Source organism: Streptococcus bovismuti (assembly GCF_042436615.2).
Taxonomy (GTDB): domain Bacteria; phylum Bacillota; class Bacilli; order Lactobacillales; family Streptococcaceae; genus Streptococcus.
On sequence record NZ_JBHMFR020000004.1, the window covers coordinates 105,601 to 130,870 of the forward strand.

Consider the following 25,270-nt stretch of genomic DNA (forward strand, 5'->3'; position numbering starts at 1 on the left):
GTCAAATCATATCAGAAAAAAGTTAGTAAAATTTTTGTAGAAAGCAATCAGGATAGAGAAAAAGCCTAAATCATGTTATAATGAAGCAATAGAATTCTTAGAAAGAGTGGATGTCTTTTTGATAACACCTACTTATGAATGGCAGTTTGCCCCGCAGGTAGAAGATGCGGATTTTACAAAGATAGCCAAGAAGGCTGGGCTGGGTCCTGAGGTGGCTCGTTTATTATTTGAAAGAGGGATTCGGGACCAAGAAAGTTTAAAGAAATTTTTGGAGCCTTCTTTGGAGGACTTGCATGACCCTTATCTGCTCCATGATATGGACAAGGCAGTGGAACGGATTCGTCAGGCCATTGAAGAAGGGGAAAATATCCTCATATACGGAGACTACGATGCGGATGGCATGACTTCGGCTTCGATTGTTAAGGAAAGTTTGGAACAGCTTGGTGCTGAATGCCGGGTTTATCTGCCCAATCGTTTTACCGACGGCTATGGACCTAATGCCAGTGTCTACAAATACTTTATTGAGCAAGAAGGAATTTCCTTGATTGTGACAGTGGATAATGGAGTTGCTGGTCATGAGGCCATTGAACTGGCCCAGTCTATGGGAGTGGATGTCATTGTGACTGACCATCATTCCATGCCTGAAACCTTACCAGATGCCTATGCCATTGTCCATCCTGAACATCCTGATGCGGACTATCCTTTCAAATATTTGGCTGGTTGTGGAGTGGCTTTCAAGTTGGCTTGTGCCCTGTTAGAAGAAGTGCAAGTGGAATTGCTTGATTTGGTCGCTATTGGTACCATTGCAGATATGGTGAGTTTGACGGATGAGAACCGTATCTTGGTTCAATATGGTCTAGAAATGCTGGGGCATACTCAGCGCATTGGTTTACAAGAAATGCTGGATATGGCTGGGATTGCTGCCAATGAAGTGACAGAAGAAACGGTTGGTTTCCAGATTGCTCCTCGTTTGAATGCCTTGGGCCGCTTGGATGATCCCAATCCTGCCATTGATTTGCTGACTGGGTTTGATGATGAGGAAGTGCATGAGATTGCCCTCATGATTCATCAGAAAAACGAAGAGCGTAAGGAAATTGTTCAGTCTATCTATGAAGAAGCTAAGACCATGGTGGACCCTGAGAAGAAGGTCCAGGTTTTGGCCAAGGAAGGCTGGAATCCTGGGGTTCTGGGTATCGTGGCTGGTCGTTTGTTGGAAGAACTAGGGCAGACAGTTATCGTTCTTAATATAGAGGGCGGTCGTGCCAAGGGTAGTGCTCGTAGTGTGGAAGCAGTGGATATTTTTGAGGCTCTGGATCCTCATCGCGACCTCTTCATCGCCTTTGGTGGCCATGCTGGTGCAGCTGGGATGACGCTGGAAGTGGAGAAACTCTCAGATTTATCTCAAGTCTTGGAAAATTATGTTCGTGAAAAAGGTGCAGATGCTGCTGGCAAGAACAAGTTAAATTTAGATGAAGAGCTGGATTTGGAGACACTTAGCTTGGAAACGGTCAAAAGTTTTGAACGTTTGGCACCTTTTGGCATGGACAATCAGAAACCTGTCTTTTATATCAAGGATTTTCAGGTCGAAAGTGCCCGTACCATGGGGGCAGGCAATGCCCATCTCAAACTGAAAATTTCTAAGGGTGAGGCGAGTTTTGAAGTGGTAGCCTTCGGGCAAGGTAGATGGGCAACAGAATTTGCTCAAACCAAGAACCTAGAGTTGGCAGTCAAATTGTCTGTCAACCAATGGAATGGCCAAACTGCCCTGCAGTTGATGATGGTGGATGCGCGTGTGGAGGGTGTTCAACTCTTTAACATCCGTGGGAAGAATGCAGTCTTTCCAGAAGGAGTTCCAGTCTTGGATTTTGCTGGAGAACTGCCAAATCTGGCGGATAGTGAAGCTGTTATCTTAAAAACCGTTCCTGAGGATATTACTCTGTTGAAGAACATTTTTCAGGAACAGAATTTCTCTGCTGTCTATTTCAAAAATGATATTGACAAGGCATACTATCTGACAGGGTATGGGACTAGAGAGCAGTTTGCCAAATTGTACAAGACCATCTACCAGTTTCCTGAGTTTGATATTCGCTACAAACTGAAGGATTTGGCGGCTTATCTCAATATCCAACAAATCTTGCTGGTCAAGATGATTCAAGTATTTGAAGAACTAGGCTTTGTTACCATCAAAGACGGGGTCATGACAGTCAATAAAGAGGCACCAAAGAGGGAAATCGGAGAAAGTCAGATTTATCAAAATCTCAAACAAACCGTCAAAGACCAAGAAATGATGGCGCTGGGTACCGTGCAAGAAATTTATGACTTTTTAATGAAAAAAGAGTAGATGATAGGAAAGAGTTGGGAAACCAGCTCTTTTTTGAAAACAAATCTTCATTTTGAAAATCATCAAAAAAATGGTATAATGGTAGGAAAAGATTCGGCTAATACTCAATGAAAATCAGAGAGCAAACTAGGAAGCTAGCCGCAGGCTGTACTTGAGTACGACAAGGCGAAGCTGACGTGGTTTGAATTTGATTTTCGAAGAGTATAAAAGTAATAGTGCTTTTAGAATAAGAGGGTAAGTAACCCTATAATCAAGATAAATTAAGCTTTCGGAGGAAAAATGAGTAATATCAGTTTAACAACACTTGGTGGTGTACGTGAAAACGGGAAAAATATGTATATCGCTGAAATCGATGGGTCTATTTTCGTTTTGGATGCAGGTCTGAAATACCCTGAAAATGAACAACTAGGGGTGGATGTCGTTATTCCAAATATGGACTACCTTTTTGAAAATAGCGATCGTATCGCTGGAGTCTTCTTGACCCACGGCCATGCGGATGCCATTGGTGCTCTGCCTTATCTCTTGGCGGAAGCCAAGGTACCTGTATTTGGCTCCGAGTTGACCATTGAGTTGGCCAAACTCTTTGTCAAAGGAAATGACACAGTTAAGAAATTCAATGATTTCCATGTTATCGATGAAGATACGGAGATTGATTTTGGCGGGACTGTGGTGTCCTTCTTCCGTACGACCCACTCTATCCCAGAAAGTCTGGGTGTGGTCTTGAAGACAGCTGAAGGTAGTATCGTTTATACAGGTGACTTCAAATTTGACCAGACAGCTAGTGAATCCTATGCGACAGACTTTGCTCGTTTGGCAGAAATCGGTCGTGATGGAGTTCTGGCTCTTCTTAGCGATTCAGCCAATGCGGACAGTAATATCCAAGTGGCTAGCGAAAGTGAAGTTGGGGACGAGATCACTCAAACCATTTCGGACTGGGATGGTCGTATCATTGTTGCAGCAGTAGCTAGCAACCTCTCTCGTATCCAGCAGGTGTTTGACGCTGCGGATGCAACAGGCCGTCGTGTGGTCTTGACAGGATTCGATATTGAAAATATCGTCCGTACTGCTATTCGTCTTAAGAAATTGTCTCTAGCTAACGAAAGTCTTTTGATTAAACCAAAAGATATGTCTCGCTTTGAAAACCATGAGTTGATTATCCTTGAGACAGGTCGTATGGGTGAGCCTATCAACGGTCTTCGCAAGATGTCGATTGGTCGCCACCGTTATGTGGAAATTAAGGACGGTGACCTAGTCTATATTGTAACGACTCCATCTATCGCTAAGGAAGCAGTTATGGCGCGTGTGGAAAACATGATTTACCAAGCTGGTGGAGTTGTCAAACTGATCACTCAAAGCTTGCGTGTGTCAGGGCACGGAAATGCGCGTGATTTGCAGTTGATGATTAATCTCTTGCAACCCAAGTATCTCTTCCCAATTCAAGGGGAATACCGTGAGTTAGATGCCCATGCTAAGGCTGCTATGGCAGTTGGGATGTTACCAGAACGCATTTTTATCCCTAAAAAGGGAACAAGCATGGCTTATGAGAATGGAGACTTTGTCCCGGCTGGAGCGGTTTCGGCAGGGGATGTCTTGATTGACGGGAATGCCATTGGTGATGTTGGTAATGTGGTTCTTCGTGACCGTAAGGTCTTGTCAGAAGATGGAATTTTCATCGTCGCAATCACCGTTAACCGTCGTGAGAAGAAAATTGTGGCCAAGGCTCGTGTTCACACGCGTGGATTTGTTTATCTCAAGAAGAGCCGTGATATTCTCCGTGAAAGTTCAGAATTGATTAATCAGACGGTAGAAGACTATCTTCAAGGAGATGACTTTGACTGGGCAGATCTTAAAGGGAAGGTTCGTGATAATCTGACCAAGTATCTCTTTGATCAAACTAAGCGTCGTCCAGCTATTTTACCAGTAGTCATGGAAGCAAAATAAGCGATGAAATAAACGGAGAGAAAGTCGAATTTCGGCTTTTTCTTATAGAAAAATAGAGGAAAAATTATGGCAGTAATGAAAATCGAGTATTACTCACAAGTTTTGGATATGGAGTGGGGAGTGAATGTCCTCTATCCTGATGCTAATCGAGTGGAAGAACCAGATTGTAAAGACATTCCAGTCTTGTACCTCTTGCACGGGATGTCTGGTAATCATAATAGTTGGCTCAAGCGGACCAACGTAGAACGCTTACTCCGAGGAACCAATCTCATCGTTGTTATGCCCAATACCAGCAACGGTTGGTACACCGATACCCAGTATGGTTTTGACTATTACACAGCTCTAGCAGTGGAATTGCCACAGGTTCTAAAACGCTTCTTCCCTAACATGACTAGCAAACGTGAAAAGACCTTTATCGCTGGTCTCTCTATGGGGGGCTACGGTTGTTTCAAACTGGCTCTTGCTACAAATCGTTTTTCTCATGCAGCTAGCTTCTCAGGTGCTTTGAGCTTTCAAGATTTTTCTCCTGAAAGCCAAGATATGGGGACACCAGCTTACTGGAGAGGTGTTTTTGGGGAGATTAAAGATTGGACAACTAGTCCTTATTCTCTTGAAAGTCTGGCTAAAAAATCGGATAAAAAGACCAAGCTGTGGGCTTGGTGTGGCGAGCAGGATTTCTTGTACGAAGCCAACAATCTGGCAGTGAATAATCTCAAAAAACTGGGCTTTGATGTGACCTATAGCCATAGCGCTGGAACTCACGAGTGGTATTATTGGGAAAAACAATTGGAATGGTTCTTGGCAACCCTACCAATCGATTTCAAATTAGAAGAGAGATTAAGCTAGTTTAGTTTGTATTACTCTTTCAATAACCATGTCTTCTATGGAATAGAAACTAAAATATGTTTTTACTAGACTTTCTAAACAAAAATAGTAGAATAGTAGTTAAATTCTATTATTGTTGGAAAGAGAGTAAGAGATGTATCGTTATCAAATTGGCATTCCCACATTAGAATATGATCAGTTTGTTAAAGAACATGAATTAGTCAATGTATTACAAAGTAGTGCTTGGGAAGAGGTTAAGTCTGATTGGCAACATGAAAAGTTTGGCGTCTACCGAGGAGATAAATTACTGGCTACAGCTAGTATTTTGATTAAAACTCTTCCTCTAGGCTATAGAATGTTTTATATCCCAAGAGGTCCTGTTTTAGATTATAAGGATGCTAAACTCCTGAACTTTGTTCTTCAATCCATTAAGTCCTATGCTCGAAGCAAGAGAGCGATTTTTGTGATTTTTGACCCAAGTATTTGCTTATCGCAAAGTTCAATCAAGCATGAAAAAACAGAATATCCTGAAAATATGGCTATTATTGAAAATTTGCAAAGAATGGGAGTAAGGTGGTCAGGAAAGACCGATGGAATGGGGGATACTATTCAGCCTCGTATTCAGGCAAAAATATACAAGGAAAACTTTGCAGAAGATAAACTTTGCAAGTCAACAAAACAAGCCATTCGATCATCTAGAAATAAGGGTGTAGAGATTCAGATTGGTGGTTATGAATTGTTGGAATCTTTCTCGTTTTTGATGAAAAAAACTGAGAAGCGAAAAGATATCCATTTGAGGAATGAAGCTTATTATAAAAAATTGTTAGATAATTTTAAGGATAAGGCCTACATAACGCTGGCTACTCTAGATATCGCTAAGCGTTTGCGAGAATTAGAAGAACAGTTAGCGAAAAACTTAGCGTTGGAAGAGTCGTTTACTGAGTCGACTCGAACTTCAAAAGTAGAAGCCCAGAGAAGGAAAAAAGAGCGTTTGGTGGAAGAAAGAGCTTTCTTGCAGAGATATTTGAATGAAGAAAAAGCAAACATTCCTTTAGCAGCTACTTTGAGTTTGGAATTTGGTAATACCTCTGTTAATCTATATGCTGGTATGGATGATGCTTTTAAACGTTATAATGCACCAATTTTAACTTGGTATGAAACAGCTCGTTATGCTTTTGAGCGAGGTATGGTGTGGCAAAATTTAGGTGGTGTTGAAAACTCTCTCAATGGTGGACTTTACCATTTTAAGGAAAAATTTAATCCAACGATTGAAGAATACTTGGGTGAGTTTACAATGCCCACCCATCCTCTCTATCCTCTGTTAAGACTTGCTCTTGATTTCCGTAAAACATTAAGAAAAAAACATAGAAAGTAAGTATATGGCACTAACTACACTCACGAAAGAAGAGTTTCGTACTTATTCTGATCAGGTTTCTTCTCGTTCTTTTATGCAATCTGTCCAGATGGGGGACTTATTAGAAAAAAGAGGGGCTCGAATTGTTTACCTTGCTTTGAAACAAGAAGGAGAGATTCAAGTTGCAGCTCTGGTTTATAGCTTACCTATGTTAGGTGGTTTGCATATGGAGCTCAATTCGGGGCCTATTTATACGAGAAAAGAATCCCTGCCAGTTTTTTATGCGGAGTTAAAAGAATATGCTAAGCAGAATGGTGCATTAGAGCTAATTGTAAAACCTTATGAAACTTACCAAACTTTTGATAGTGATGGTAATCCAATAGATGCTGAGAAAAAAAGTATTATTCAAGGTTTGACTGATTTGGGTTATCAATTTGATGGTTTAAAAACAGGTTACCCAGGTGGAGAACCGGATTGGTTATATTGTAAAGATTTGAATGAGCTAACTGAAAAGACCTTGATTAACAGTTTTAGTAAAAAGGGGAAACCTTTGGTGAAAAAGGCTGATACATTTGGTATTCAGTTGAAAAAATTAAACCGTGAAGAACTTTCGATTTTTAAGAATATAACAAAAGAAACCTCTGAACGTAGAGAATATAGTGATAAAAGTTTAGAATATTATGAGCACTTTTATGATTCATTTGGAGAACAAGCGGAGTTTGTAATTGCTAATCTAAATTTAGGAGAATATATACAAAATTTAATACATAAGCAAAAAGAATTATCTGAAAAAATAGCTACCTCACTACTCTTATTAGAACAATATCCAGATTCTGCACAAAAGAAAAAAGAACACAAAGAATTGGCTAGGCAGTATGAAAGCTTTGAAGTTCGAAAAGCAGAAGCACGAGAGTTGATTGAAAAATATGGAGAGAAAGATCTTGTCTTAGCAGGTAGTTTATTTATTTATATCCCTCAAGAAACGACCTATCTTTTTAGTGGTTCCTATACTGAGTTTAATAAATTTTATGCACCAGCTTTGCTTCAGAAATATGTTATGTTGGAAAGCATAAAACGTGGGATACCTAAATACAACTTCCTAGGTATTCAAGGGATTTTTGATGGTAGTGATGGTGTTTTACGTTTTAAACAAAATTTTAATGGTTATATTGTACGTAAAGCAGGAACTTTCCGTTATTATCCATCTCCCATAAAATATAAAGCTATTCAGTTACTTAAAAAAATATTAGGACGCTAAGATAAGAAAATCGGTCTTTAGGTTTCTTTCAGCTTGTTTTAGTAAAATAGCTTTTATTTGCTAGAAAGGTGGAGGGACATGCGCTGGATTTTTCGTTTGATAGGGGCTTTCTTTTCTTTTGTGTGGCGTTTGTTTTGGCGTCTAGTTTGGATAGTCGTGTTCTTATGTGCTCTTGCTTTCGGTCTTCTCTGGTATCTGAACGGGGATTTTCAAGGAGCGCTAAAGCAAGCAGAACGGTCAGTAAAGATTGGTCAACAAAGTATCGACCAATGGGAAAAAACAGGGCAACTGCCTAAGTTGAATCAGACAGATAGCCACCAACACTCTGAAGGAAGGTGGCCGCAGGCTTCTGCTCGTATTTACCTAGATCCCCAGATGGATTCACGCTTTCAAGAGGCTTATGTAGAAGCAATCCAGAATTGGAATCAAACTGGTGCTTTTAAGTTTGAACTGGTGACTGAGGCCAGCACGGCGGATATCTTGGCTACTGAGATGAATGACGGAGGTACTCCTGTGGCAGGAGAGGCAGAAAGTCAGACCAATCTCTTAACAGGGCAATTTTTATCCGTAACGGTGCGGTTGAATCACTATTATCTGTCCAATCCTAACTATGGCTATTCATATGAGCGCATTGTCCATACGGCAGAACATGAGTTGGGGCATGCGATTGGCTTGGACCATACAGATGAAAAGTCTGTCATGCAACCAGCAGGTTCCTTTTATGGTATCCAGAAAGAGGATGTTGAAAGACTTCGAAAATTATATGAGACCAATGAGTAGGGGACTAACTTTCCCTACTTTTTTGCTATAATGGAACTATGAATAACTTGATTAAATCAAAATTAGAGCTCTTGCCGACCAGCCCTGGTTGTTACATTCACAAGGATAAAAACGGCACCATTATCTATGTAGGAAAGGCTAAAAATCTGCGTAACCGCGTGAGGTCTTATTTCCGTGGAAGTCATGATACCAAAACAGAGGCCTTGGTGTCTGAAATTGTAGATTTTGAATTTATCGTTACTGAGTCTAATATTGAGGCACTTCTCCTAGAAATCAACCTGATTAAGGAAAACAAGCCCAAGTACAATATCATGCTCAAGGATGATAAGTCTTATCCCTTCATCAAAATCACCAATGAACGCTATCCTCGTTTGATTATCACCCGTCAGGTCAAAAAGGACGGAGGTCTCTACTTTGGACCTTATCCAGATGTGGGGGCAGCCAATGAAATCAAGAGGTTGCTGGATCGGATTTTCCCTTTTCGGAAGTGTACAAATCCGCCCTCTAAGGTTTGTTTTTACTATCATATCGGCCAATGCATGGCTCATACCATCTGTAAGAAGGATGAGGCCTATTTCAAGTCCATGGCTCAGGAGGTTTCTGATTTCCTAAAAGGGCAAGATGACAAAATCATTGATGACCTCAAGAGTAAAATGTCAGTTGCAGCACAAAATATGGAGTTTGAACGTGCGGCGGAATACCGTGACCTAATTCAGGCTATTGGAACGCTTCGAACCAAGCAACGGGTCATGGCTAAGGATCTCCAAAATCGGGATGTCTTTGGCTACTATGTGGACAAGGGATGGATGTGTGTCCAGGTTTTCTTTGTTCGTCAGGGCAAGCTTATTGAGCGCGATGTCAATCTTTTCCCCTATTATAATGATCCGGATGAGGACTTTCTAACCTATGTAGGACAATTCTATCAAGAAAAATCTCATCTAGTTCCCAATGAGGTACTGATTCCGCAGGATATTGACGAAGAAGCTGTAAAGGCTTTGGTAGACACCAAGATTGTCAAACCCCAGCGTGGAGAGAAAAAGCAACTGGTCAATCTGGCTATAAAGAATGCTCGAGTCAGCCTAGAGCAGAAATTTAACCTGCTAGAGAAATCTGTCGAAAAAACACAGGGGGCTATTGAAAATCTAGGACGTTTGCTCCAAATACCGACCCCAGTCCGCATCGAGTCCTTCGATAACTCCAACATCATGGGGACCAGTCCTGTTTCAGCCATGGTGGTCTTTGTTAACGGCAAACCAAGTAAAAAAGATTACCGTAAGTATAAAATAAAGACCGTAGTCGGGCCAGACGACTATGCTAGTATGCGAGAGGTCATTCGCAGGCGCTATGGTCGAGTACAGCGTGACGGTTTGACTCCTCCAGATTTGATTGTCATTGATGGGGGGCAAGGTCAAGTCAATATCGCCAAGCAGGTCATCCAAGAGGAACTGGGCTTGGATATCCCCATTGCAGGTTTGCAAAAGAATGATAAGCACCAAACCCATGAATTGCTCTTTGGAGATCCGCTTGAGGTGGTGGAGTTGTCTCGCAATTCTCAGGAATTTTTCCTGCTCCAACGTATCCAAGATGAGGTCCACCGCTTTGCCATTACTTTCCACCGCCAACTGCGCTCCAAAAATTCCTTTTCATCACAACTGGATGGAATTGAAGGGCTAGGACCTAAACGCAAGCAGAATCTCATGAAGCATTTCAAGTCTCTGGCCAAAATCAAGGAAGCCAGTGTGGATGAGATTGTCGAAGTTGGAGTGCCTAGAGCAGTAGCAGAGACTGTGCAAAGAAAATTGAACCCGCAGGAAGAAGTGGAATTAGCTCAAGTGGCGGAAGAAAGAGTAGATTACCAAACGGATACAGGACATGATTAAAGAAAACTTGCTTCATAGAATTGTGCAAACTAAAAACGATTGGCTGGCCCAATCGTTTTTAATATATCTTATACTCAATGAAAATCAAAGAGCAAACTAGGAAGCAAGCCGTAGGCAGTACTTGAGTACGGCAAGGCGAAGCTGACGTGGTTTGAAGAGATTTTCGAAGAGTATTATTGTAACTGAGATTGATCTGGAAGGTAAGAACCACCTAGATAGGTATTGCTGAGTTTTTCAAGTGTTCCATCTTGATAGAGTTCTTTGAGTGCTTTATCAAATTGCTCTTTAAACTCTTTTTGGTCGCTTGAGAAAACGATATAGTTGCTGGGGCTATCGGCAGAAGGCAAGTCAACCACAGAAAGGTCCAAGCCACGGTCCTTGATAATCTTTTGAACGGATACCTTGTCAAAAACGAGGAAATCAAATTCACCGTTAGAGAGGTCTAGGATTCGTTTACCGATATCTTCACCAGAAAAATCAATCGTAGCAGGATTGTCAGTGTGTTTCTGATTCCAGTTATTGATGAATTGAGCGTTTGAAGTTCCGGTATCCTCTTGCGTTGTTTTACCAGCGATTTGGTCAAGTGAAGTCAAAGGATTTTTCTTGTTGCTGACGAGGACGAGGGGATTGTTTGAAATTGGAAGTGAGTAGAGGTATTTTTCAGCACGCTCTTTTGTGTAACTCAAGTTATTTGCCGCAGCCTGATAGTGACCAGAATCAAGTCCTGGGAAGATACTCTCCCAGGCAGTTCTTTGAAATTGAATCTCGTAGTCGCTGAGTTTTTCATCAACTGCTTTTAGAACTTCGATGTCGAAACCTGTCAGATTTCCCTTGTCTTCGTAGTCAAATGGTGGCACATCGCCAGCTGTAGCAACGACGATTGTCTTTTGATAGCTGGTCTCTTTAGGTGTGGCTTGATTTCCACAGGCAACCAAAAATGGTAGGATGGCTAATAATAGGCTAAATTTTTTCATAATATCTCCATTCAAATGTAAAGTACTTGCTAGTTTATCAGAAACTGTCTTGATGAACCAATATATATTTTTTATGATTGTGATAAAAAACTTAATCATGAAAAATCTCTGCAAGCTCTTTCAAATTATGGTAGAATGGAAGCAGTAGAATTAGAAAAGGAAATCGATTATGAAATTTCTTGAATTAAATAAAAAACGTCATGCGACCAAGCAGTTCACTGATAAACCTGTTGATCCAAAAGATGTGCGTACGGCTATCGAAATTGCAACCTTGGCACCAAGTGCCCACAACAGCCAGCCTTGGAAATTTGTAGTGGTGCGTGAGAAAAATGCAGAACTAGCAAAATTGGCTTACGGTTCAAACTTTGAACAGGTATCATCAGCGCCTGTAACTATTGCCTTATTTACAGACACAGATTTGGCTAAACGTGCTCGTAAGATTGCCCGAGTTGGTGGTGCTAACAATTTCTCAGAAGAGCAACTTCAATATTTTATGAAGAATTTGCCTGCTGAATTTGCCCGTTACAATGAACAACAAGTCAGCGACTACCTAGCCCTCAATGCAGGTTTGGTTGCTATGAACTTGGTTTTGGCTCTTACAGACCAAGGAATCGGATCAAATTTGATCCTTGGATTTGACAAATCAAAAGTCAATGAAGTTTTGGATATCGAAGACCGCTTCCGCCCAGAACTTTTGATTACAGTGGGATACACAGACGAAAAATTGGAACCAAGTTACCGCTTGCCAGTAGATGAAATCATCGAGAAAAGATAGAAAGAAGAAAAAAATGACAGCAATTGATTTTACAGCAGAAGTAGAAAAACGCAAAGAAGACCTCTTGGCTGACTTGTTTAGCCTTTTAGAAATCAACTCAGAACGAGATGACAGCAAGGTTGATGCTGAGCATCCATTTGGACCTGGGCCGGTAAAAGCCTTGGAAAAATTCCTTGAAATCGCAGACCGCGATGGCTACCCAACTAAAAATGTTGATAACTACGCAGGACATTTTGAGTTTGGTGAAGGAGAAGAAGTTCTTGGAATCTTTGCCCATATGGATGTGGTGCCAGCTGGTAGCGGTTGGGATACAGATCCTTACATACCAACTATCAAAGACGGTCGCCTCTATGCGCGTGGTGCTTCAGATGACAAGGGTCCTACAACAGCTTGTTACTATGGTTTGAAAATCATCAAAGAATTGGGGCTTCCAACTTCTAAGAAGGTTCGTTTCATCGTCGGAACAGACGAAGAATCAGGCTGGGCAGATATGGACTACTACTTCGAGCACGTAGGACTTGCAAAACCAGACTTCGGTTTCTCTCCAGATGCTGAATTCCCTATCATCAACGGTGAAAAAGGTAACATCACAGAATACCTCCACTTTGCAGGAGAAAATGCAGGTGCTGCCCGTCTTCATAGCTTTACAGGTGGTTTGCGTGAAAACATGGTACCAGAATCAGCAACAGCAGTCGTTTCAGGTGATTTGGCTGACTTGCAAGGGAAATTAGATACTTTTGTTGCAGAACACAAACTCAGAGGAGAAATTCAAGAAGAAAACGGTCAGTACAAGGTTACCATCATTGGGAAATCAGCCCATGGTGCTATGCCTGCTTCAGGTGTCAATGGTGCGACTTACCTAGCCCTCTTCCTTAGCCAGTTTGACTTTGCTGGTCCAGCCAAAGACTACCTTGACATCGCTGGTAAAATTCTCTTGAACGACCATGAGGGTGAAAATCTCAAGATTGCTCATGTGGATGAAAAGATGGGTGCTCTTTCTATGAATGCCGGTGTCTTCCGCTTTGACGAAACAGGCGCTGACAATACCATTGCCCTTAACATCCGCTATCCAAAAGGAACAAGTCCAGAACAAATCAAGTCAATCCTTGAAAACTTGCCAGTTGCTTCTGTTAGCCTTTCTGAACACGGTCACACGCCTCACTATGTGCCAATGGAAGATCCACTTGTGCAAACCTTGTTGAATGTCTATGAAAAACAAACTGGTCTTAAAGGTCACGAGCAAGTCATCGGTGGTGGAACCTTTGGTCGCTTGCTAGAACGAGGTGTTGCCTATGGTGCTATGTTCCCAGACTCAATTGACACCATGCACCAAGCCAATGAATTTATCGCCTTGGACGATCTCTTCCGAGCAGCAGCAATCTATGCCGAAGCTATTTACGAATTGATCAAATAAAATGATAGAAGTCTGAGATGTTATGCTTGGACTTCTTTTTGGAGGGAAAGTAGATGTCTCAAATTGAAAGAATCAAACAGGCTATCATGGCGGATCCGCAGAATGCCAGCTATACCGAACGTGGCATCGAGCCTCTCTTTGCAGCGCCAAAGACTGCTCGCATCAATATCATCGGTCAGGCACCGGGACTTAAAACCCAAGAAGCAGGCCTTTACTGGAAGGACAAAAGTGGTGACCGCCTGAGAGACTGGCTAGGTGTGGATGAAGATACCTTTTACAATTCAGGATATTTTGCGGTTTTACCTATGGATTTCTACTTTCCAGGGCATGGCAAGTCAGGTGACCTGCCACCGCGAACTGGCTTTGCTGAAAAATGGCATCCTCAGCTCTTGAAAGAATTGCCCGATATTCAGCTAACCCTCTTGATTGGGCAATATGCTCAAGCCTACTATCTACAGGAAAAAATTAGTGGCAAGGTGACAGAACGGGTAAAACATTACCAGAAGTACTTACCAACCTATTTTCCACTTGTACACCCATCACCACGCAATCAAATCTGGATGGCCAAAAATCCTTGGTTTGAGTCAGAAGTGGTGCCAGATTTGAAAAAAAGAATTAAAACTATTTTAGGAGAAAAAGAATGAAAGAAATTTCCTTTGACGCATTTTACCAGCTTTACCAAAACGACCAACTTTCTTTAGTCGATGTGAGAGAAGTGGAAGAGTTTGAAGCTCTTCATTTAGAAGGCGCCCACAACCTACCGCTGAGTCAATTAGCTGATAGCTATGATCAGTTGGACAAGAACCAGTTGCATTATGTCATTTGTAAATCTGGGATGAGATCGGCGCGTGCTTGCCAATTCTTATCAGAACAAGGTTATGAAGTTATCAATGTCCAAGGTGGCATGATGGCCTTTGAAGAACTTTAAAAATTTGCATTTCTCCTACTTGGTGTGGACTGGGTAGGAGAATTTTATTTTTAGATAATTCTCATTTTTAAGAATCTTGAAAACATTCAATATTTACTTCGTGAAGCTTTTTTCATACTCCTATTCATGATATACTAGGTCAGTATTTTATAAATATGAAGGAGATTTTCATGGCTAAAAAAGGTGCCCTAACAGGTTTACTCCTGTTTGGAATATTTTTTGGTGCGGGAAACTTGATTTTTCCGCCTTCTCTGGGTGCTCTATCTGGAGAACATTTTCTTCCTGCCATCGCAGGTTTTGTCTTTTCAGGCGTCGGTATCGCCGTCTTGACTCTTATTATTGGAACACTAAATCCTAAAGGATATATCTACGAGATTTCAACAAAGATAGCGCCTTGGTTTGCGACTCTTTACCTCTCAGTTCTTTACTTGTCAATCGGTCCATTCTTTGCTATCCCACGTACAGCTACAACGGCTTACGAAGTAGGGATTAGCCCCCTTTTGTCGGATGCAAATAAAGGTCTTGGCTTGATTGTCTTTACGGTTCTTTACTTTGCAGCAGCGTATCTAATTTCGCTTAATCCATCAAAAATCTTGGACCGTATCGGCCGTATCTTAACGCCAGTCTTTGCGATTTTGATCGTTATCTTAGTTGTTCTAGGAGCTATCAAATATGGTGGAACAAGTCCTCAAGCTGCTTCAGCTGCTTATCAAGCTTCTGCCTTTGGTACAGGATTCCTAGAAGGTTATAATACTTTGGATGCCCTTGCCTCAGTTGCCTTCAGTGTAATCGCAGTTCAAACCTTGAAACAACTTGGATTCTCAAGTAAGAAAGAATACATTTCAACTATTTGGGTGGTTGGTATCGTTGTTGCCCTTGCCTTCAGCGCTCTTTATATCGGTTTAGGTTTCCTTGGAAATCATTTCCCAGTACCAGCTGAAGCGATGAAGGGTGGAACACCAGGTGTTTACATCTTGTCACAAGCTACTCAAGAAATCTTTGGTTCAACAGCTCAACTCTTCCTTGCAGCTATGGTTACCGTAACCTGCTTCACAACAACGGTTGGTTTAATTGTGTCAACAGCTGAGTTCTTTAATGAGCGCTTCCCACAAATCAGCTACAAGGTTTATGCGACAGCCTTTACCTTGATTGGTTTTGCCATTGCTAATTTGGGACTTGATGCGATTATCAAGTACTCAATCCCTGTACTGGTTATCTTGTACCCAATCACGATTGCCATCGTCATGATCGTCATTGTCAACAAATTCGTGGCTCTTTCAAAACCAGGTATGCAGTTGACAATTGCTGTTGTTACAGCTATTGCCATTGCAAGCGTATTAGGAAGCTCATTTAAGGTTGAGTTTCTTGCAAATCTTGTCAACGCTCTTCCTTTTGCTAAGGCATCACTCCCATGGTTGGTTCCAGCCATTGTCGGAATCTTGCTCTCATTGGTTCTACCAAACAAGCAAGAAAGCGATGTTTTTGAAATGGAATAATCATTAAAATCACTTTTGTAGTCAAGTCTACAGGAGTGATTTTCTTTTTTTATCCGATGATAAATGTGTTATAATAGGTAGCAAAAGAGGTGAAGAAATGAATCAAACAGTAGAATATATCAAAGAACTGACAGCTATTGTATCGCCAACGGGCTTCACTCGGGAGATTTCGGACTATTTAGTCAAGACTCTAGAAGGTTTTGGTTACCAGCCGGTTCGTACAGCTAAGGGTGGTGTCAATGTAACCATTAAAGGTCAAAACGATGAGCAACACCGCTATGTGACTGCCCATGTAGATACGCTTGGTGCTATTGTCCGTGCTGTCAAAGCAGATGGTCGTCTCAAATTGGACCGTATCGGTGGTTTTCCTTGGAACATGATTGAAGGAGAAAACTGTACCGTTCACGTAGCTAGCACAGGACAAAAAGTATCAGGAACTATCCTTATCCACCAAACTTCTTGCCATGTCTATAAGGATGCAGGAACTGCAGAACGCACGCAAGACAATATGGAAGTACGTTTGGATGCAAAAGTAAGGAATGAAAAAGAAACTCGTGCCTTGGGGATTGAGGTCGGTGATTTTATCAGCTTTGACCCACGAACTGTCGTGACAGAGACAGGTTTTATCAAGTCTCGTCATTTGGATGATAAGGTGAGCGCAGCGATCTTGCTTAATCTGCTTCGCGTTTATAAGGAAGAGAAGATTGAATTGCCAGTAACAACCCATTTTGCTTTTTCAGTCTTTGAAGAAGTGGGACACGGTGCTAACTCTAATATTCCTGCTCAGGTAGTCGAATATCTGGCTGTGGATATGGGAGCCATGGGAGATGATCAGCAAACAGATGAGTACACAGTTTCTATCTGTGTTAAGGATGCTTCAGGGCCTTATCACTATGACTTCCGTCAACACTTGGTGGCCTTGGCGAAAGAACAAGATATTCCATTTAAGCTGGATATCTATCCATTTTATGGTTCGGACGCTTCAGCGGCTATGTCTGCAGGTGCAGAGGTCAAACATGCCCTCCTTGGTGCTGGTATCGAGTCTAGTCATTCTTATGAGCGTACTCATATTGACTCAGTAGTCGCAACAGAGCGCATGGTTGATGCTTATCTTAAGAGTGCATTGGTAGACTAATATGTGCCTTATTTGCCAGAGAATTGAGCTCATTAAAGTTGGGGAAAATCCCTACTTTGTCAAAGAGTTGGAAACAGGCTATCTTGTGATTGGAGACCACCAGTATTTTGCAGGCTATAGTCTCTTTCTAGCCAAGGAACACGTCACCGAATTGCATCATTTAGAAAAGGAAACGAAACTCCGTTTTCTAGAAGAAATGAGTGTGGTCCAAGAGGCAGTTGCTAAGGCCTTTGCTGCTGAGAAAATGAATATCGAACTGCTAGGAAATGGTGATGCCCATCTTCATTGGCATCTGTTTCCTAGACGGACAGGTGATATGAATGGCCACGGTCTCAAGGGACGTGGACCAGTCTGGTGGGTTCCCTTTGAAGAAATGACCTCAGAAACCTGCCAAGCAAAACCGGATGAGATTAAAAGATTAGTCAAACGTTTATCATTAGAACTAGATAAACTATTAGAAATAAAGGAGTAAAAATGAAAAAAAGATACCTTGTCTTAACAGCCTTGCTAGCCTTGAGTTTAGCAGCTTGTTCACAAGAAAAAGCAAAAAATGAAGATGGCGCAGCTAAGACAGAACAAACAGCCAAGGCTGATGGGACAGTTGGAAGTAAGGCTCAAGGAGCTGCCCAGAAAAAAGCAGAAGTGGTTAATAAAGGTGACTACTACAGCATCCAAGGGAAATACGATGAAATCATCGTAGCGAATAAACATTATCCTTTGTCAAAAGACTACAATCCAGGGGAAAATCCGACAGCCAAGGCAGAATTGCTCAAACTCATCAAAGCAATGCAAGAAGCAGGATTCCCGATTAGTGATCATTACAGTGGTTTTAGAAGTTATGAAACTCAGACCAAGCTCTATCAAGATTATGTCAACCAAGATGGGAAGGCAGCAGCTGACCGTTATTCTGCTCGACCTGGCTATAGCGAACACCAAACAGGCTTGGCCTTTGATGTGATTGGGACGAATGGAGATTTGGTAACAGAAGAAAAAGCAGCCCAATGGCTTTTGGACCATGCAGCTGATTATGGATTTGTTGTCCGTTATCTTAAAGGTAAGGAAAAGGAAACAGGCTACATGGCTGAAGAATGGCACCTTCGTTATGTCGGAAAAGAAGCTAAAGAAATTGCTGCAAGTGGTCTCAGTTTGGAAGAATACTACGGCTTTGAAGGCGGAGATTACGTCGATTAAAAAAGAAACTTTTCTCTTGCAATTTCAGATAAATAGTGTATAATAGATGAGTATGTGTAAAGCATACTTGTGGGAGGTAAAAATCTTTAATTACCGCCAAAACCACAAAGGAGGATTTAAAAATGGCTAAAAAAGTCGAAAAACTTGTAAAATTGCAAATCCCTGCTGGTAAAGCTACACCAGCTCCACCGGTTGGACCTGCTCTTGGTCAAGCTGGTATCAACATCATGGGATTCACAAAAGAGTTCAACGCTCGTACAGCTGACCAAGCTGGTATGATCATTCCAGTTGTTATCTCAGTTTACGAAGATAAATCATTTACTTTCATCACTAAAACACCACCAGCTGCTGTTCTTTTGAAAAAAGCTGCAGGTGTTGAAAAAGGATCAGGTACACCTAACAAAACTAAAGTTGCTACAGTTACTCGTGCACAAGTACAAGAAATTGCAGAAACTAAGATGCCAGATTTGAACGCAGCAAACATTGAGTCTGCAATGCGTATGATCGAAGGTACTGCTCGTTCTATGGGATTCACTGTTGTTGACTAATCAATAACACAGTAGAAAATCTCACAGCAGTCTATTAGTTGCTTTTCATACTAGGCAAGTGACTGATGCTTGTACTTGGGTACAGCAAGGGAACTTAACGACGTAGGAAAAGAATCTAATAGACTGAAAACCCGCAAGACTTCATCATTTCGAGGAGTGACGTGGGAGATGAAAATCGATTGAACCACTTACAAGGAGAATAGAAAATGGCTAAAAAAAGCAAACAACTTCGTGCTGCTCTTGAGAAAATCGACAGCACAAAAGCATACAGCGTAGAAGAAGCTGTAGCACTTGCAAAAGAAACTAACTTTGCAAAATTTGACGCAACTGTAGAAGTTGCTTACAACTTGAACATCGACGTTAAAAAAGCTGACCAACAAATCCGTGGAGCAATGGTATTGCCAAACGGTACAGGTAAAACTTCACGCGTTCTTGTTTTCGCACGTGGTGCAAAAGCTGAAGAAGCAAAAGCTGCTGGTGCAGACTTTGTTGGTGAAGATGACCTTGTTGCTAAAATCAACGACGGTTGGTTGGACTTCGACGTAGTTATCGCTACACCTGACATGATGGCTCTTGTTGGACGTCTTGGACGTGTCCTTGGACCACGTAACTTGATGCCAAACCCTAAAACTGGTACTGTAACAATGGATGTTGCTAAAGCGGTTGAAGAGTCTAAAGGTGGTAAAATCACTTACCGTGCTGACCGTGCAGGTAACGTTCAAGCAATCATCGGTAAAGTATCATTTGAAGCTGAAAAATTGGTTGAAAACTTCAAAGCTTTCAACGAAACAATCCAAAAAGCAAAACCAGCTACAGCTAAAGGAACTTACGTAACAAACTTGACTATCACAACTACTCAAGGTGTTGGTATCAAAGTTGACGTAAACTCACTTTAATCAGTAGTTTATATCAGAGAACGAGTACAAAAGTGCTCGTTTTTTTTGCTCTTACCCAACTTTAAATGAGAATTTTTAACAGCTAAATCAGAAATTCTAAATGTATTTAGCTGAGATTAGCATTCAAATATACTTTTAAATGTTAAAATACATATGTTAAAAGATTCATGAAAAAAATCAAACGGATTTAATTAATAAATATACAAAAAATAAAATATATAGAAATAAAATTTAATTCAAAATAATATACATTTATACAGAGAAAGCAGATTCGAAAATGTGTTGAAATGTCAAAAAATAGTGGAAAAAGCTAAAAAATGTAGATTATTTTATATAATTCAGACAATTTTTACTATTTTTTAGAGAATGACATAGATAAAAATTGAAATTTTCATGTTATTTTTCAAGCAAATGAATTGAATATATCTAGCTAATGTGATAGAATGAATATACATGTTTCGGAAAAATATAGTACTTGAGCAATTCCTTCATTGATGAATGATATGAAGAGGTTTTAATTTTTACTATATCTATAAACATGATGAAAATAAAAGGAGGTTGTTAGTCTCGATGAAAGGCAAGCAACAACAAGATTTTAGAGTAGAAAAATACATCCGTTATGGAATTCGTAAGTATAGCTTTGGAGCAGCATCAGTAGCGATTGCGGCTGGTTTGATGTTCCTTGGAAATGGTGCAGTATCAGCCTCAGAAACAGCAGTTAATGGGAATGGTTCTGATGTAGCTGTAGTATCAGCTAATACTGAAGATAATCAGGATAAAGTTGTAACTCCTGTAGTAGACAATAAGGAAGTTAAAGAAGAAGCTAAACCTGAAGCAGCGACTCCTAAAGTAGAAGAGTCTAAAAAGGAAGAAGTACAAAAAACTGAAGAAGTTACAAAAGAAGAAGCTGCTCCTAAACTAGACAAGTCTCAGCTTGAATCTTATGTTAATGAAGTAGCTGGGAAACTCGCTTCTGGAAAATATGCAAACAAGACAGACGAAAGTTTGGCTCTTTTGAATGCTGACTTGGAAGCAGCTAAGACAGCTCTTTCAAATGCTACAAGCCAAGATGAATTGAAGGCTGCCTACAACAAACTTGTTACAACTGTTAACTCAAAATTAAAAAATAAACCAGTAGAAAAGAAAGAAACACCAGCAGTAGATACTACCAATGGTAAAGAAACTGTCGGAAAGAAAGCGGAAAATACAGAGAAAAAATCTGACTCAAACGCTATCGAAAACACAGGTTCAAAAGATGAGCGTAACGGTAAAGAACTAGTAGAAGGTTCAAACCTACGTTCAGCTAATGAAGGGTATACACTAGCATCTACCGAACTTAGAAAAGAAAACGGTGAGTTTGCAACAGCTACTGGTAAAACGTATAAAGAATTAGATAGCAATGCTGCATATAGAATTTATGTAAAAGGATTCCAATCAGAAAACACAGAAGAAGTTGCTAAAAACAACCCACAACCTGGTACTGGAGCACGTACTGACCTTCCGTTATCAAAAACAGAAGCACAAAAACTTGGACGTGAAGCAGCGATGTGGAATAATAAGCTTCGTGCAAGTGGTCAAAATAATAATACTAACCCATATGGATCAGGTGGAGCTTATGAATATCTAGCAACAGAAATTTATGGATACACATATGAACAAGGTAACCACTATGTTTATCTAAAAGATGTAACAAAACGTTTCGAGTTAAACGATGCAGCAAAAACAGCAGGCTATACTATCAAGAAAGTCACTCCAATGAACTTGCCGCCAGGTTTAGGCTATAACGCAAATTCGGATACTGTAGAAGGTTATATCGGAGCCAATATCCAGAATGGGGTGTACGACTTCCGTTATGAATTAACTGTAGCAAAAGGTGATACTGAGCAAAAAGTGTACTTCCGTGACCTACAAGCTGGTTGGATTGGTTGGCAAGATTCAACAGCACCTAGAATTCAAGGTGTTTCAACAATGGTTACTATTGGGGAAGATGTAAGCCATAGTCTACAATATGTAGATAATGATGGAGTAAATAGAGATACACGAGCAAACTATCAACGTGAAGATGGCTCTAAGTTTGTAGCTGGATCAAAAACTGCTCCAAGTTCAACTGCTAAAAAAGCAGAATTTGTGGCAGCTGATGGAACAACTGTTAAATCAATGAATAATCCTCAAACAGTTACTGCTTATACAACATTAAATGGTAAGACTTTAGGTAAAAATGGTGAAAAACCTGTATCTCTTGATGATACTATTCCGGGGTTAACTTATGCACCAGAAACAGGTTTAATCACAGGTAAACCAACAGAAGCAGGAATCTTTACTGTAGCAGCTATGGCGAAAGACTATAACTCAGCTTCTGCATGGAACATGAATGGTCAAGAAGCTCATGAAAATATCACAATCGCAGTAGCACCTAAGATTACTGTTAAGAATGTTGAAGCATATGCAACAAGTGTACCAGTTACAATTTCAAATGGAGCTAACAAAGCAGAAATCACAATGCCAGATGGCACAGTTACAAAACTTGTAGCTAAAGATGGTAACTGGACAGTTGCAGCAGGTACTACAAATACAGCAGTTCAAGAAGGCGCGGTATTAGGAGCAGTTGCGGCTTCAGGAGAATCAACTATTAACTTAACAGTGACTCCGGAATCTACAAAATACGTTGGTGTTGATAGTATTGCGGCTAAAGCAACAACTGATAAAGTACAAGCACACTTACAACGTGAGACGGTAACTGTTAAAGATCATAACAACAAAGAATATACAGCGACATTTAACCGTGCGACAGGTAAATATACACTTCCAAATGAAGATGCATATCAACTTGAAGAAAGTGGAGATAATTCAATTCTTACAGAAAGACGTGTATATACAGAAGCACAAGCTAACGGTGATGTTAAGTTATTTGTTTACGAATTTACACGTACATGGAATGCTAAATCTACAGCGACAAGTCTAGCTGATAAGATTGCTGAAATTCGTACAAATGGTGAAGTAACAGCTGTAGGTGATGTGTTCCGAACAGAAACATTATTACCGAATGATCAAACTTCTTCAACTCAAGGGCGAACTATTAAAGTAAGTTATGATTCTGCATCTGATCAATGGAGTGCATCTGATGGGTCTACGGTGACAGCTACTAAATCGAATGCGGGATGGAAAGTTTCAACAACTTCAGGATTTAGCGGATATATAGCTTATCGTGAAGCAGTAGGAACAGACTTAGCATCAATTCAAAATGATAAACCAACAGGGACTTCAACAAGTTATTCAGAAACAAAAGGTACATCAGTAGACTTAATTAAATCTACTAAAGCAAATGTAGCATTCACAGATACAATCGATGATAAAACATCAGCAACAGATTCTGATACTATCAAAACAAAAGTAACAGCAACTGCACCAGACGGTACAGTAACTACTTTTGATGGCGCTCAAGCAGAAGAAACAGCTTACATTCAAGCTCAACGTACAGCGGCAGTTAAAACTAAAGCAGCAGCACAAGCGGTTAAAGATAAACAAGATGCTCAAAATGATTTAGCAAGCTTACAAGAAAGATTAGATCGTCAAACAAGAGCTGTAGAAGATGCTCAAGTAGCATTAGATAACTTAAAATTACGTACGATTTCGCCAACAGCCCAACAAATGGCTCAGAAAACACTGGAAATAGCAAAAGAAATTAAAGCGAAACTTGAAGCGGATATTGAAGCTGCGAAAGGAACGGTAACAACTCGTGATACAGCAGTTAATACATCTCGTCAAGAAGCTTTAGAAGCTGAAAAAGCGGTAGAAACAGCGCGTGCAGCTCTTAAAACAGCAGCAGAAGCAAACTTAGCTAAAGCTAACGCTTATGTATTATCTCAAAAAGGACGTTACAAGGTAACAGCAAGAGCAGTAGACTCAAACGGTGTTGTAACAACTCCAACAGTAGATGGAACAGATACTGGTGAAGTTACAGAAGATGCAGTAGCAGAGACAACTTACTACATTGTAGTAACTGAACCTGAGAAATCATCAGGAGCTCAAGGTCAGAAACAAACTGACTCAATGGCCGACAATTTCAATGATGGAAAAGAAGGAACTACAGTATCAGATTACAAACTAGTAGATCCAACGACAGGAAATAAAGTTTCTTCAGTAACAACTGATCAAGGAACATACACTGTAGACCCAACGACAGGTGAAGTAACATTCACTCCAGTAGAAGGATTTGTAGGAACAGCTACACCGATGAAAGTTTCAGCGAATGTAACATTCAACGATGAATCAGGAAACCCAGTAACAGTAGCGACAGAAAATACATATACACCTACTGTATATGGAGTTCAACCATCAGCAGATGAAACTACAGGAAAACAAGGTCAAACTCAAACATCTAAATCAGGAAAAGATCGTTTCTCTGATTTAAATACAACAACTAACACTCCAGATGGAACAAACGTTGACTGGACAACAGCAGCATACTCATTAGAAGGAGCTAATACTGAAGGTAAAGTGGTGGTTGATGGAGAAGGAACATACTCAATCGATCCAACTACAGGTGTCGTAACATTTGAACCACTTCCAACATTTACAGGAAAAGCTAAAGGTGTTAATGTACAAGTATCAGTAACAGCAACTGACTCAGAAGGAAACAAAGTTCCGGTTACTTCAAAAGGGGCATATACTCCAAAAGTAACCCCAGTAACACCAACAGGAGAAGACGTAACTTCAACTGGTAAACAAGGTCAAGAACAAACAGGAACGCCTAAGTTTACACAAGGTGATGAAACTGCTCCAATTACAATCAACGAAGAGCAACCAGCTAAATTCGTAGTAAATGGACAACCGGTCGAGTCAACAGAAATTCCAGCAACAAAAGATGGAAAAGAAGTTGGTAAATACGTAATTGATCCATTAACAGGTGTTGTAACGTTTAAACCAAACAAAGACTTTGTTGGTACACCAGATCCAGCAACTGTTGAAGTTAAAGATAAGAATGGAACACCAGCAACAGCTACTTACACTCCAACAGTAACACCAGTAACACCAACAGCAGAACCAAAAGAAACAACTGGTAAGCAAGGTCAACCACAAACTCAAGACACAGAGTCAATGTTCAAACAAGGTGATGAAGTAGCGCCAATTGATAAGACAACTGTTAAATTGGTAGACCCAAGTGGTAATGAAGTAACCACAATGCCAGCTCTTAAAGATGGTAAAGAAGTTGGAACCTACACAATTGATCCAACAACAGGAGTAATCACATTCCAACCAAACAAAGACTTCACAGGCACACCAGATCCAGCTAAGGTTGTAGCGAAGGATACTAACGGAACTAAGGTAGAAACAACTTACACCCCAACAGTAACCCCAGTAGTACCAACAGCAGAACCAAAAGAAACAACTGGAAAACAAGGTCAACCACAAACTCAGGAAACAGAGTCAATGTTCAAACAAGGTGATGAAGTAGCGCCAATTGATAAGACAACTGTTAAATTGGTAGACCCAAGTGGTAATGAAGTAACCACAATGCCAGCTCTTAAAGATGG

19 protein-coding genes are annotated in these 25,270 nt (G+C 40.6%); 18 read left to right on the forward strand and 1 reads right to left on the reverse strand.

The genetic code is table 11. The features are described 5' to 3' along the window. The first annotated feature begins 118 nt into the window (after nucleotides 1-118). From recJ to uvrC, 7 genes are all read left to right on the forward strand, one after another. Complete coding sequence (recJ, locus tag ACERDH_RS05865; protein WP_386684534.1) at nucleotides 119-2,341, forward strand: single-stranded-DNA-specific exonuclease RecJ; 2,223 nt, start codon at nucleotides 119-121, stop codon at nucleotides 2,339-2,341. A gap of 279 nt (nucleotides 2,342-2,620) precedes the next feature. Next, complete coding sequence (locus ACERDH_RS05870; RefSeq protein ID WP_049516304.1) at nucleotides 2,621-4,282, forward strand: ribonuclease J; 1,662 nt, start codon at nucleotides 2,621-2,623, stop codon at nucleotides 4,280-4,282. A 66-nt stretch (nucleotides 4,283-4,348) separates the two neighbouring features. Further along, nucleotides 4,349-5,128, forward strand: coding sequence for an alpha/beta hydrolase (locus ACERDH_RS05875; protein WP_386684538.1), 780 nt, complete (start codon nucleotides 4,349-4,351; stop codon nucleotides 5,126-5,128). Between the two features lie 133 nt (nucleotides 5,129-5,261). Then, nucleotides 5,262-6,482 (forward strand): peptidoglycan bridge formation alanyltransferase MurM, encoded by a 1,221-nt coding sequence (gene murM, locus ACERDH_RS05880; protein ID WP_049546974.1) that lies wholly within the window; start codon nucleotides 5,262-5,264, stop codon nucleotides 6,480-6,482. A 4-nt stretch (nucleotides 6,483-6,486) separates the two neighbouring features. After that, the gene (locus ACERDH_RS05885; protein WP_203212859.1) at nucleotides 6,487-7,719 is read left to right on the forward strand and encodes an aminoacyltransferase; all 1,233 of its coding nucleotides are present in this window, start codon (nucleotides 6,487-6,489) and stop codon (nucleotides 7,717-7,719) included. Nucleotides 7,720-7,797: 78 nt separating this feature from the next. Continuing rightward, complete coding sequence (locus ACERDH_RS05890; protein WP_049509485.1) at nucleotides 7,798-8,499, forward strand: M57 family metalloprotease; 702 nt, start codon at nucleotides 7,798-7,800, stop codon at nucleotides 8,497-8,499. Nucleotides 8,500-8,537: 38 nt separating this feature from the next. Continuing rightward, the gene (gene uvrC, locus ACERDH_RS05895; RefSeq protein WP_386684543.1) at nucleotides 8,538-10,379 is read left to right on the forward strand and encodes an excinuclease ABC subunit UvrC; all 1,842 of its coding nucleotides are present in this window, start codon (nucleotides 8,538-8,540) and stop codon (nucleotides 10,377-10,379) included. Nucleotides 10,380-10,552: 173 nt separating this feature from the next. Here the strand turns inward: uvrC and ACERDH_RS05900 are convergent, their stop codons facing one another. Beyond that, a complete protein-coding gene (locus tag ACERDH_RS05900) occupies nucleotides 10,553-11,353 on the reverse strand; it encodes an amino acid ABC transporter substrate-binding protein (protein ID WP_386684546.1) in 801 nt (266 codons plus the stop codon). Nucleotides 11,354-11,522: 169 nt separating this feature from the next. On the opposite strand from ACERDH_RS05900, the gene ACERDH_RS05905 reads away from it, so the two are divergent. From ACERDH_RS05905 to ACERDH_RS05955, 11 genes are all read left to right on the forward strand, one after another. Next, nucleotides 11,523-12,128 (forward strand): nitroreductase family protein, encoded by a 606-nt coding sequence (locus ACERDH_RS05905; protein WP_000670185.1) that lies wholly within the window; start codon nucleotides 11,523-11,525, stop codon nucleotides 12,126-12,128. A 13-nt stretch (nucleotides 12,129-12,141) separates the two neighbouring features. After that, complete coding sequence (pepV, locus tag ACERDH_RS05910; protein ID WP_386684550.1) at nucleotides 12,142-13,542, forward strand: dipeptidase PepV; 1,401 nt, start codon at nucleotides 12,142-12,144, stop codon at nucleotides 13,540-13,542. 53 nt (nucleotides 13,543-13,595) lie between these two features. Then, nucleotides 13,596-14,186, forward strand: coding sequence for a uracil-DNA glycosylase family protein (locus tag ACERDH_RS05915; protein WP_386684553.1), 591 nt, complete (start codon nucleotides 13,596-13,598; stop codon nucleotides 14,184-14,186). Beyond that, nucleotides 14,183-14,470 carry a rhodanese-like domain-containing protein gene (locus ACERDH_RS05920; protein WP_386684556.1) on the forward strand — a complete coding sequence of 96 codons (288 nt, stop codon included), beginning with the start codon at nucleotides 14,183-14,185 and terminating at the stop codon, nucleotides 14,468-14,470. The genes ACERDH_RS05915 and ACERDH_RS05920 overlap by 4 nt, the downstream gene beginning before the upstream one ends. A gap of 170 nt (nucleotides 14,471-14,640) precedes the next feature. Beyond that, nucleotides 14,641-15,966, forward strand: a complete 1,326-nt coding sequence (gene brnQ / locus ACERDH_RS05925; protein ID WP_001074583.1) for a branched-chain amino acid transport system II carrier protein — start codon at nucleotides 14,641-14,643, stop codon at nucleotides 15,964-15,966. A 97-nt stretch (nucleotides 15,967-16,063) separates the two neighbouring features. Beyond that, nucleotides 16,064-17,101 carry a M42 family metallopeptidase gene (locus tag ACERDH_RS05930; RefSeq protein ID WP_386684559.1) on the forward strand — a complete coding sequence of 346 codons (1,038 nt, stop codon included), beginning with the start codon at nucleotides 16,064-16,066 and terminating at the stop codon, nucleotides 17,099-17,101. Between the two features lies 1 nt (nucleotide 17,102). Then, nucleotides 17,103-17,573, forward strand: coding sequence for an HIT family protein (locus ACERDH_RS05935; RefSeq protein ID WP_386684562.1), 471 nt, complete (start codon nucleotides 17,103-17,105; stop codon nucleotides 17,571-17,573). A gap of 2 nt (nucleotides 17,574-17,575) precedes the next feature. Then, the gene (ldcB, locus tag ACERDH_RS05940; protein WP_386684565.1) at nucleotides 17,576-18,292 is read left to right on the forward strand and encodes an LD-carboxypeptidase LdcB/DacB; all 717 of its coding nucleotides are present in this window, start codon (nucleotides 17,576-17,578) and stop codon (nucleotides 18,290-18,292) included. A 122-nt stretch (nucleotides 18,293-18,414) separates the two neighbouring features. Continuing rightward, complete coding sequence (gene rplK / locus ACERDH_RS05945; protein ID WP_001085806.1) at nucleotides 18,415-18,840, forward strand: 50S ribosomal protein L11; 426 nt, start codon at nucleotides 18,415-18,417, stop codon at nucleotides 18,838-18,840. A 206-nt stretch (nucleotides 18,841-19,046) separates the two neighbouring features. Next, nucleotides 19,047-19,736, forward strand: a complete 690-nt coding sequence (gene rplA, locus ACERDH_RS05950) for a 50S ribosomal protein L1 (protein WP_001085675.1) — start codon at nucleotides 19,047-19,049, stop codon at nucleotides 19,734-19,736. A 570-nt stretch (nucleotides 19,737-20,306) separates the two neighbouring features. Continuing rightward, nucleotides 20,307-25,270, forward strand: a 4,964-nt coding sequence (locus ACERDH_RS05955) for a YSIRK-type signal peptide-containing protein (RefSeq protein ID WP_386684619.1), incomplete at its 3' end; no start/stop codon positions are given.